The sequence below is a fragment of the Micromonospora sp. ATA51 genome (assembly GCF_016802855.1).
Classification (GTDB): domain Bacteria; phylum Actinomycetota; class Actinomycetes; order Mycobacteriales; family Micromonosporaceae; genus Micromonospora; species Micromonospora sicca.
Map to the genome: position 1 here is coordinate 1 of NZ_JAEVHJ010000243.1, position 10,311 is coordinate 10,311.

At 74.8% G+C, this 10,311-nt stretch carries 9 protein-coding genes, 3 pseudogenes and 1 riboswitch; of the genes and pseudogenes, 10 read left to right on the forward strand and 2 right to left on the reverse strand.

Translation table 11 applies throughout. From position 1 onward, the window contains the following. Window positions 1-186, reverse strand: a pseudogene (locus tag JNW87_RS27990) (hypothetical protein); the annotation flags it as partial. A 127-nt stretch (window positions 187-313) separates the two neighbouring features. On the opposite strand from JNW87_RS27990, the gene JNW87_RS27995 reads away from it, so the two are divergent. The 10 genes and pseudogenes from JNW87_RS27995 (at window position 314) to thiC (ending at window position 9,843) form a co-directional block, all read left to right on the forward strand. Continuing rightward, a complete protein-coding gene (locus tag JNW87_RS27995) occupies window positions 314-919 on the forward strand; it encodes a class I SAM-dependent methyltransferase (RefSeq protein WP_109801318.1) in 606 nt (201 codons plus the stop codon). A 41-nt stretch (window positions 920-960) separates the two neighbouring features. Continuing rightward, window positions 961-2,640: an ABC-F family ATP-binding cassette domain-containing protein gene (locus tag JNW87_RS28000; RefSeq protein WP_109801281.1), complete on the forward strand. Its 1,680-nt coding sequence runs from the start codon at window positions 961-963 to the stop codon at window positions 2,638-2,640. A gap of 81 nt (window positions 2,641-2,721) precedes the next feature. Then, window positions 2,722-3,684: an aldo/keto reductase gene (locus JNW87_RS28005; protein ID WP_201749563.1), complete on the forward strand. Its 963-nt coding sequence runs from the start codon at window positions 2,722-2,724 to the stop codon at window positions 3,682-3,684. Between the two features lie 295 nt (window positions 3,685-3,979). After that, a riboswitch (TPP riboswitch) is annotated at window positions 3,980-4,088 on the forward strand. Further along, window positions 4,083-4,707: pseudogene (gene thiE, locus JNW87_RS28010) on the forward strand (thiamine phosphate synthase). Its footprint overlaps the riboswitch before it by 6 nt. Further along, a complete protein-coding gene (gene thiO, locus JNW87_RS28015) occupies window positions 4,701-5,792 on the forward strand; it encodes a glycine oxidase ThiO (protein ID WP_109805002.1) in 1,092 nt (363 codons plus the stop codon). Before thiE ends, thiO begins: the two are co-directional and overlap by 7 nt. Beyond that, window positions 5,783-5,983 (forward strand): sulfur carrier protein ThiS, encoded by a 201-nt coding sequence (gene thiS, locus JNW87_RS28020; protein WP_109805003.1) that lies wholly within the window; start codon window positions 5,783-5,785, stop codon window positions 5,981-5,983. The genes thiO and thiS overlap by 10 nt, the downstream gene beginning before the upstream one ends. Continuing rightward, window positions 5,980-6,759, forward strand: coding sequence for a thiazole synthase (locus tag JNW87_RS28025; protein WP_109805004.1), 780 nt, complete (start codon window positions 5,980-5,982; stop codon window positions 6,757-6,759). The genes thiS and JNW87_RS28025 overlap by 4 nt, the downstream gene beginning before the upstream one ends. A 71-nt stretch (window positions 6,760-6,830) precedes the next feature. Continuing rightward, window positions 6,831-7,448, forward strand: coding sequence for a thiamine phosphate synthase (locus JNW87_RS28030; protein WP_109805008.1), 618 nt, complete (start codon window positions 6,831-6,833; stop codon window positions 7,446-7,448). Next, window positions 7,445-8,233 carry a bifunctional hydroxymethylpyrimidine kinase/phosphomethylpyrimidine kinase gene (gene thiD / locus JNW87_RS28035; protein ID WP_109805005.1) on the forward strand — a complete coding sequence of 263 codons (789 nt, stop codon included), beginning with the start codon at window positions 7,445-7,447 and terminating at the stop codon, window positions 8,231-8,233. Before JNW87_RS28030 ends, thiD begins: the two co-directional genes overlap by 4 nt. Before the next feature lie 17 nt (window positions 8,234-8,250). Beyond that, on the forward strand, window positions 8,251-9,843 hold the full coding sequence (gene thiC, locus JNW87_RS28040; protein ID WP_109805006.1) for a phosphomethylpyrimidine synthase ThiC: 1,593 nt from the start codon (window positions 8,251-8,253) through the stop codon (window positions 9,841-9,843). A 50-nt stretch (window positions 9,844-9,893) separates the two neighbouring features. On the opposite strand, the pseudogene JNW87_RS28045 reads toward thiC, so the two are convergent. Continuing rightward, a pseudogene (locus JNW87_RS28045) lies at window positions 9,894-10,311 on the reverse strand (hypothetical protein); the annotation flags it as partial.

Consider the following 10,311-nt stretch of genomic DNA (forward strand, 5'->3'; position numbering starts at 1 on the left):
CGCTTCGGCCGCCGGCGGCCGGGTCGGCCGCACGGTCCGGGCCGGTGGCGGCAGCGACGGGGTCGGGAAGCGGGACGGCGAGGGCCGGACGGGCGGAGGCGCACCGGCGCCGAGCACCGACAGGTCGGACCCGGGCTCCGGGTACTCCAGGAAGGCGTCCTCATCGGACTCGTACCGATACACCATGTGGCCCACAGTAAGGCCGATTTCCCCTTTAGAGGGTAATATTGGGAAATTCTGGCGAAGGTGGCGTGGCGTGCTGTCCGCCACGCCGTCGACGGGCCCACATCGGGCCGGTGCGACAATGCCGGACGTGACCGGCGACCACTACTTCACCGCTGAACCCACGACCGCCGCCCAGCCGCGCGAGGTCGAGTTCTCCGTCGCCGGGCGCGACTTCACCCTCACCTCGGCCGGCGGCGTCTTCTCCGCCGACCGCCTCGACCCCGGGACCGCCGTGCTGCTGCGCAAAGCGGAGCTGCCGGCGCCCGGCGCCGCCGGGCCGCTGCTCGACCTGGGCTGCGGATTCGGCCCGATCACCTGCGTGCTCGCCACCTGCGCCCCGGACGCCACTGTCTGGGCGGTCGACGTCAACGAGCGGGCCCGCGCGCTCACCGCCGCCAACGCCGCCCGGGTCGGCGTGGCCGACCGGGTGCGGGTGGCCGCCCCGGACGACGTACCCGCGGACCTGACCTTCGCCGAGCTCTGGTCCAACCCGCCGATCCGGATCGGCAAGGCCGAGCTGCACGAGCTGCTGCGCCGCTGGCTGCCCCGGCTCGCCCCGGACGGCGTCGCCTGGCTGGTCGTCGCCCGCCACCTCGGCGGCGACTCGCTGCACCGCTGGCTCGTCGAGCAGGGCTGGCAGGTGGAACGGCACGCCAGCCAGAAGGGCTACCGGGTGCTGCGGGTCACCCGGTAATCGAGTGTCGCCCACCCCGGGCACTCCGGCAGGATGCCGGCGTGGGATACGTGGACGTGGCAGCGGTCGGGCACATCCTGCCCGACGGTCGGGAACTCTTCTCCGACGTGTCGTTCCGGGTCGGCGAGGGCGCCAAGGTGGCCCTGGTCGGGCCGAACGGCGCCGGCAAGACGACCCTGCTGCGGATGGTCGCCGGTGACCTGCCGGTGAAGACCGGCGCGGTCGCCCGCTCCGGCGGCCTCGGCGTGATGCGGCAGTTCGTCGGCATGATCGGGGACGACACCACGCTCGCCGACCTGGCGCTCACGCTCGCCCCGCCGGCACTGCGCGACGCCGGCCGCCGGCTCGTCGCCACCGAGGCGGCCATGTGCGACGCCGAGGTCCGCGGCAAGTACAGCACCGCCGCCGGCAAGGCCCAGCTCGCGTACGCGGACGCGCTCGCGGCCTGGGGCGAGGCCGGCGGGTACGACGCCGAGGTGCTCTTCGACACCGTCGCCACCATCGTGCTCGACCTGCCGTGGGACGCCGCCCGCGACCGTCCGGTGCGGACCCTCTCCGGCGGCCAGCAGAAGCGCTTCGCCCTGGAACTGCTGCTCCGCGGCACCGACGAGGTGCTGCTCCTCGACGAGCCGGACAACTTCCTCGATGTGCCCGGCAAGCGGTGGCTGGAGGCGCGGCTGCGCGAATCCGGTAAGTCGGTGCTGTACGTCTCGCACGACCGGGAGCTGCTGGCGCAGACCGCCGACCGGGTGGTCGCGGTCGAGGGCGGCAGCGCCTGGGTGCACCCGGGCGGCTTTGCGAGCTGGCACGAGGCGCGGGTGGCCCGGCACGCCCGCCTCGACGAGCTGCGCCGCCGCTGGGACGAGGAACACCAGAAACTGCGCGAGCTGATGCTGATGTACAAGCAGAAGGCGGCGTACAACGACGGGATGGCCTCGCGGTACCAGGCCGCGCAGACCCGGTTGCGCAAGTTCGAGGAGGCAGGGCCGCCGCCCGTGCCGCCGAAGGACCAGGACATCCGGATGCGCCTCACCGGCGGGCGGACCGGCAAGCGCGCGGTGGTCGCCGAGCAGCTCGAGCTCGACGGCCTGACCTACCCCTTCGACCTGGAGATCTGGTACGGCGACCGGGTCGCCGTGCTCGGCGCGAACGGGACGGGGAAGTCCCACTTCCTCCGGCTGCTCGCCCGGGGCGGCACCGACCCGGAACCGGCCAACACCCCGGTGGACGGGGCGGGCGCGCTCGCGCCCGTCGCCCACGACGGGCTGGTGCGGCTCGGCGCCCGGGTCCGGCCCGGGCACTTCTCGCAGACCCACGACCGGCCCGAGCTGATGGCGAAGACGCTGGTCGACATCCTCTGGCGGGGCGACGAGCACCGCGCCGGGATGGACCGGCACGCGGCCATGGCCGCGCTCAGCCGGTACGAGTTGGCCGGCCAGGGTGACCAGCGGTTCGGCACCCTCTCCGGTGGGCAGCAGGCGCGGTTCCTGGTGCTGCTGCTGGAGCTTTCCGGGGCGACCCTGCTGCTGCTCGACGAGCCGACGGACAACCTCGACCTGGCCTCCGCCGAGGCGCTGGAGGCGGGGCTGGCCGCGTTCGAGGGGACCGTGATCGCGGTGACCCACGACCGCTGGTTCACCCGCTCGTTCGACCGGTTCGTGCTGTTCCGGGGCGACGGCGAGGTGGTGGAGACGGTCGAGCCGGTCTGGGACGTGAAGTGATCGGCGCGGTGCGGGCCGTCCGGCCGAGGGCGGGCCGGCGGTTGGCGACTGCGCGGGTGGGCCCGGACGGGCGGGCATAGGGTGGATCTCGTGACTGAGATGAACTACCGCCGGCTGGGCGACTCCGGGCTCGTGGTGTCCGTGGTCGGCATCGGCTGCAACAACTTCGGCCGGAAGCTCGACCTCGACGACACCCGAGCGGTGGTCGACGCCGCCCTCGACGCCGGGATCAACTTCTTCGACACCGCGGACATCTACGGCGAGCCGCAGGGCAGCTCGGAGGAGCTGCTCGGCCAGGCGCTCAAGGGCCGCCGGGACGACGTGGTGGTCGCCACCAAGTTCGGCATGGACATGCACGGCCGCAACGGCCCGGACTTCGGCGCCCGCGGCGCCCGCCGCTACATCGCCCGCGCCGTCGAGGCGTCGCTGCGCCGGCTCGACACCGACCACATCGACCTGTACCAGATGCACGAGCCCGACCCGGGCACCCCGATCGACGAGACCCTCGCCGCCCTGGACGACCTGGTCCGGGCCGGCAAGGTGCGCTACCTCGGCAACTCCAACTTCGCCGGCTGGCAGATCGCCGACGCCGACTGGACCGCCTCGTCCCAGGGGCGGACCCGCTTCATCTCCGCGCAGAACCACTACTCGCTGCTGGAGCGGTCCGTCGAGGCCGAGGTGATCCCCGCGTGCGAGCGGTTCGGCCTGGGCATGCTGCCGTTCTTCCCGCTCGCTAACGGCCTGCTCACCGGCAAGTACAAGCGCAACGAGGCCCCGCCCGCCGGCAGCCGGCTCTCCGGCGGCGGCCGGTACGCCGAGCGCCTGGCCGCCGCCGACTGGGACACCATCGAGGCGCTCGAGGCGTACGCCGCGGAGCGCAGGGTCAACATGCTCCAGGTGGCCATCGGCGGGCTGGCCGCCCGGCCGGCGGTGACCTCGGTGATCGCCGGCGCCACCACGCCCGAGCAGGTGCGCGCCAACGCCGAGGCGGGCGCCTGGCAGCCGACCGACGAGGACCTCGACGCCCTGGACGCCATCCTCTGACCCGCCCGCACCCCCCCGCCGCGCGCCGTGCCCGCCGCCCAACCGTGGGCGGCCGGGCATTTCGCGCTGCCGACCACCACGCCATCGCCCAGGTGAGCAGCCCGTCGGCGACGGCCCGACTGCCGCGGGACGGCAGGAACGACAGCCGTCGGGGCACGCGCGGGGCCGAAGGCATCCGGACAGCATGGCGTGAGCGGACGGTCACCCGCTGCCCCTGCCGTCGACTCCGGACGGTCAGTGGGAAAAGCGGACCCCCGCCCTTGGCGGATCCGCCCGTCCGTCGTACGGTAGGCCGCAAGTAACCCACGGGAGCCCGGTGCACCGGGCTGAGAGGGGGGCTGAAGCCCCCGACCGTCGAACCTGATCCGGGTAATGCCGGCGCAGGGAGGAGTGTTGCCGTGCCGTCTCTGGGACGACTGCATCTGATCACCGACACCCGGCCGGGGCGGGACCCGCTCACCGTGCTGCGGGCCGCCCTGCCGGTTGCCCGCGCCGAGCTGGTCGTCCAGGTCCGCGTCGAGGACGACGCCACCGACCGCCAGGCGTACGAGCTGGCCCGCCGGGTGGTCGCGCTCTGCCGGCCGTACGGGGCGACGTGCCTGGTCAACGACCGGCTGCACGTGGCGCTCGCGGTCGACGCCGCGGGCGGCACGTCGGCGCGGACGACCTGCCGGTGCGGGCGGCCCGTCGGGTGCTCGGCTCCGCCGCGGTGCTCGGGGTGACCGCCCGGGAGCCGGGGAGCGCCGCCGAGGCGGTCGCCGCCGGGGCCAGCTACCTGGGCGTGGGCCCCTGCCACGCCACCACTACGAAGACCGGGCTGCCCGCGCCGATCGGCCCCGCCGGGGTGCGCGCGGTCGCCGCGGCGGTGGACGTTCCGGTGATCGCCATCGGCGGGGTGACGCCGCGAGCGTGCCGGCGCTGCGGGCCGCCGGGGCGTACGGGGTGGCGGTGGTCGGAGCGCTCTCCGGGGCCGCGGATCCGGCCCGGGCCACCGCCGAGTTGCTCGGGGCGCTGACGTGCTGACCCGACCGGACGTCGCCGTGGTGGGGGCGGGACCGGTCGGGCTGGCGATCGCCTGGCGCTGCGCGTCGCGGGGGCTGCGGGTGGTCGTGCACGATCCGGCCCCGGGTTCCGGGGCGTCGCACGTTGCGGCCGGGATGCTCGCGCCGGTCGCCGAGGCGTACTTCGGGGAGCGCGAGCTGACCGGGCTGCTCGCCGAGTCCGCCGCCCGCTGGCCGGGCTTCGCCGCCGAGCTGACCGACGCCGCCGGCACCGGATTCGGGTACCGCACGGAGGGCACGCTGGTGGTCGGGTTGACCGGCGACGACCTGGCCGAGGCGCGCCGGCTGTGGTCGTACCAGCAGGGGTTGGGGCTGCCGATCACGCCGCTGCGCCCGTCGGAGCTGCGGGAGCGCGAACCGGCGCTGGCGCCGCGGGTGCGCGGCGGCGCGGTCGCCACCGGCGACCACCAGGTCGACCCGCGGCGGCTGGTCGCCGCGTTGCGGGCGGCGGCCGAGCAGGCCGGGGCGACGCTGGTGCTGGGCCGGGTCGACCGGCTGTCCGACGTGGACGCGGGCGTCACCGTGGTGGCGGCCGGCTGCGGGGCGGCGGCGCTCACCGGGCTGCCGGTCCGGCCGGTGAAGGGGCAGGTGCTTCGGCTCCGCGCGCCCGGTCGCGGCACGCCGGGCTTCCGGCACGTGATCCGGGGGTACGCGGACGGCGAGTCGGTCTACCTGGTGCCCCGGGACACCGGCGAGGTGGTGGTCGGGGCGACCGTCGAGGAGCGTGCCGACACCGAGGTGACCGCCGGCGCGGTGCTGCGGCTGCTCCGCGCCGCCGTCGACCTGCTGCCCGAGCTGACCGAGTACGACCTGGTCGAGGCGTCCGCCGGGCTGCGGCCCGGTACGCCGGACAACGCGCCGGTCATCGGGCGGCTGCCCGGCCGGCCCGGCGTGCTCGCCGCCACCGGGCACCACCGGCACGGCATCGTGCTCACCCCGGTCACCGCCGACCTGGTCACCGAGCTGATCGTCACCGGCGAGGCGGACCCGCTGCTGGCGCCCTGCACACCCGACCGGTTCACCGCCGAGGAGGAGACGTGGAACTGATCATGAACGGCGCCGGGCGCGACCTGCCCGGCGGGTCGACCGTGGCGGACCTGGTCCGCGCGGTCACCGACCAGCAGCGCGGGCTCGCGGTGGCGGTCAACGGCGAGGTGGTGCCGCGCGGCGGCTGGCCGGCGACGGTGCTGCGGGACGGCGACCGGGTCGAGGTGCTCAGCGCCGCCCAGGGCGGGTGAGCGCGGTGACCTTCACGATCGGCGGCGCGACGTTCGGCTCGCGGCTCATCCTGGGCACCGGCGGCGCGGCCAACCTGCACGTGCTGGAGCAGGCGATCCGCGCCTCCGGCACCGAACTGGTCACCCTGGCGCTGCGCCGCGTCGACACCGCCCCCGGCGGCGCCGGCGGGCTGCTCGACCTGCTCGACCGGTGCGCGGTGAAGCTGCTGCCGAACACCGCCGGCTGCCACACCGCCACCGAGGCGGTGAAGGTGGCCCACCTGGCCCGGGAGGCGTTCGACACCGACTGGGTGAAGCTGGAGGTGATCGGTGACGAGCGCACGCTGCTGCCCGACGGGGTGGAACTGCTGCGCGCCGCCGAGGAGCTGGTCGCCGACGGGTTCACCGTGCTGCCGTACACCTCGGACGATCCGATCCTGGCCCGCCGGCTCGCCGACGTGGGCTGCGCGGCGGTGATGCCGGCCGGCGCGCCGATCGGCTCCGGGCTGGGCGTCACGAACCCGCACCACATCCGGCTGATCCGGCAGGGCGTGGCCGTGCCGGTGATCCTGGACGCCGGCATCGGCACCGCCTCCGACGCGGCGCTCGCCATGGAGTTGGGCTGCGACGCGGTGCTGCTGGCCAGCGCGGTCACCCGGGCCGCCGACCCGGTGGCGATGGCCACCGCCATGCGGTACGCCGTGGAGGCCGGCCGCCTCGCCCACGCCGCCGGCCGCATCCCGCGCCGCTTCCACGCCCTCCCGTCCACCCCCGACGAGGGAAGGCCGGACCTGTGACCGGCAGCTCGGGCGCGGTCACCGTGGAGCGCGGTACGCGGCGGCCGCCAGAGGCGCCGGCTGCTTCCGCGGTGTCGGGGGTGGTGGTGCTGACGGACCGGCGGGTGGCGCGGCGGCCGCTCGTGGCGGTGGTCGCGGCGGCGGTGGCCGGGGGAGTGCGCCGGGTGGTGCTGCGGGAGAAGGACCTTCCGCGCGCCGAACGGGCCGCCCTCGCCGTCGAACTCCGCGCGCTGCTCGCCGAGGCCGGCGGCACGCTGATCGTCGCCGGCCCCGACCCCCTCGGCGGCGACGCCGTCCACCTGCCCGCCGCGGGCCCCTACCCGCCGCCGAACTGTGGGCTCGTCGGCCGCTCCTGTCACGACCAGGCGGAACTGCGCCGACTCACCACAGAGGACTACGCCACCCTCTCACCCGTCTTCCCTACCAGAACGAAACCCGGCCACGGCCCACCCCTGCATCCCGAGGGACTCCGCGAGCTGATCGAGGTCAGCCCGGTGCCGGTCCTCGCGTTGGGGGGAGTCGAGACGCCGGACCAGGTGCGCGCCTGCATCGGCGCGGGAGCAGTGGGCGTGGCGGTGCTCGGCGCGATCATGCGCGCCGAAGACCCGACCGCGGCAGCCACCACGCTGACCTCGGCTTTCAAGGCGGTGCGGCAGCCCTCAGGCGCAACCACCGGAGACCAGAAGTGACCCCCACGACAGTGCTCACCATCGCCGGCTCCGACTCCGGCGGCGGCGCCGGGATCCAGGCCGACCTCAAGGTCTTCGCCGCCCTGGGCGCGTACGGCACCAGCGTCATCACCGCCGTCACCGCGCAGAACACCCGGGGAGTGGACGCCGTCCTGCCGCTGCCACCCCGCACGGTCATCGACCAGCTCGACAGCGTGCTCGGCGACTTCGACGTACGGGCGGTGAAGACCGGCATGCTCGGCACCCCGGCGGTCGCCGAGGTGGTGGCCGACGCGGCGCGGTCCGGGCGGCTGCCCCGCCTGGTCGTCGACCCGGTGCTGGTCGCCACCAGTGGGCACCGGCTCGGCGTGGTGGAGGCGGTCGAGCGGCTGCTGCCGTACGCGGAGGTGGCGACGCCGAACTGCGCGGAGGCCGCAGCCCTCACCGGACGCCCGGTGACCACGGTCGAGGAGATGGTCGCCGCCGCCGAGGCGCTCGCGGCCGGCGGCCCGGCGCACGTGGTGGTGACCGGCGGCGACGTGGACGCGGCCGGCGAGTCGGTCGACGTGCTGGTCGGCGGCGGGGTGACCACGCTGCTGCGGGCGCCGCGGGTGGCCACCCGGCACAATCACGGTACGGGCTGTTCGTTCTCGGCGGCGGTCGCCGTCCGGCTGGCGGCGGGCGACCCGGTGCCGGTCGCGGTCGCCGCCGCCAAGGAGTACGTCACCCGCGCGCTGACCGGCGGGCGGGGTTGGGAACTGGGCGCGGGACGCGGCCCGCTGGACCACTTCGGCTGGTCCCGTTGACCATCAGGGAGGCTGTCATGCAGGCACGTCGCAAGGTCTACGTCGAGGGGGCACGGCCGGACGTCCGGGTGCCGTTCGCCGAGGTGGAGCTGACCGGGGACAACCCGCCGCTGCGGCTGTACGACACGTCCGGGCCGGGCTCCGACCCGGAGGTGGGGTTGCCTCCGCTGCGCGGCCCGTGGATCGCCGAGCGCGGCGACGTGGCCCCGGTACGCGGTGCGGGAACGCCGCTGGCCGGCGCGGACGGGAAGCGGCCGACGCAGCTCGCCTACGCGCGGGCCGGGATCGTGACGCCGGAGATGGAGTTCGTGGCGATCCGGGAGGGCGTCGCGCCGGAGTTCGTCCGGGAGGAGATCGCCGCCGGCCGGGCGGTGCTGCCGTTGAACGTCAACCACCCGGAGTGCGAGCCGGCGATCATCGGCAAGGCGTTCCTGGTCAAGGTGAACGCGAACATCGGCACCTCGGCGGTCACCTCCTCGGTCGCGGAGGAGGTGGAGAAGCTGACCTGGGCGACCCGGTGGGGCGCCGACACCGTGATGGACCTGTCGACGGGCAAGCGGATCCACGAGACCCGCGAGGCGATCGTGCGCAACTCGCCGGTGCCGATCGGCACCGTGCCGATCTACCAGGCCCTGGAGAAGGTCGGCGGCGACCCGGTGAAGCTGAGCTGGGAGGTGTTCCGGGAGACCGTGATCGAGCAGGCCGAGCAGGGCGTCGACTACATGACGGTGCACGCCGGGGTGCTGCTGCCGTACGTGCCGCTCGCGGTGGACCGGGTCACCGGGATCGTGTCCCGGGGTGGCTCGATCATGGCGGCCTGGTGCCTGGCGCACCACGAGGAGAACTTCCTCTACACCCACTTCCGGGAGCTGTGCGCGCTGCTGGCGGAGTACGACGTGACCTTCTCGCTCGGCGACGGGCTGCGCCCGGGCTCGATCGCCGACGCCAACGACGAGGCGCAGTTCGCCGAGCTGCGCACCCTCGGCGAGCTGACCAGGGTCGCCTGGGAGTACGACGTGCAGGTGATGATCGAGGGTCCGGGGCACGTGCCGATGCACAAGATCAAGGAGAACGTGGACCTCCAGCAGGAGTGGTGCCACGAGGCCCCGTTCTACACCCTCGGCCCGCTGACCACCGACATCGCGCCCGCGTACGACCACATCACATCGGCGATCGGCGCCGCGATGATCGGCATGTTCGGCACCGCGATGCTCTGCTACGTCACCCCGAAGGAGCACCTGGGGCTGCCGGACCGGGACGACGTGAAGGCGGGCGTGATCGCGTACAAGATCGCGGCGCACGCGGCCGACCTGGCCAAGGGCCACCCGGGCGCACAGGCCTGGGACGACGCGCTGTCGAAGGCCCGGTTCGAGTTCCGCTGGTCCGACCAGTTCAACCTCTCGCTGGACCCGGAGACCGCCCGGTCGTACCACGACGCGACGCTCCCCGCGGAACCGGCGAAGACCGCGCACTTCTGCTCGATGTGCGGGCCGAAGTTCTGCTCCATGAAGATCACCCAGGAGCTGAAGGACTACGCCGCCCGGGGCATGCGGGACAAGTCGGCGGAGTTCCTGTCCTCCGGCGGTCGGGTCTACCTGCCGCTCGCCTGAGGTCACGCCGGCCGGGCCGTCCGGTGCGGTCGGCCCGACCGGCGTGCCGGTCAGTCCCGGTGGTGCCGGCCGGTACGCAGCGAACCGGGGTCGCTGTCCGGGGCGGGCCGACCCAGCCCGCTGACCCAGTCGAGGTACTCCTCGTCCTGCGCGGGCACCGGCTCCGGCTCGCGGCTGTTCCGGTTCGGCGTGCTCTCCTCGCCGCCCTTCGCCCGGTTCCGGCGGAACAGGCCAAGGCGGGGCCGGGACTTCCCGGCGTCGAACTCCTCGTCTCCGTCGGTCGCGGCCGGCGACCGGTCGTCCGTCTCCCGCTCCGGCTCGTCGGCCGGTGCGGGGACGGGCGAACCGGCCGGGTCGACCGGGTTCGGCCCGGCCGCGCGTCGCGCGTTCGCCAGGGCGTCCCAGTTCGCCGCCCGGCCGAAGTCGGGCAGCGCGCGGTGCCGGGGACGCGGCGCCGGCTCGGGCCGG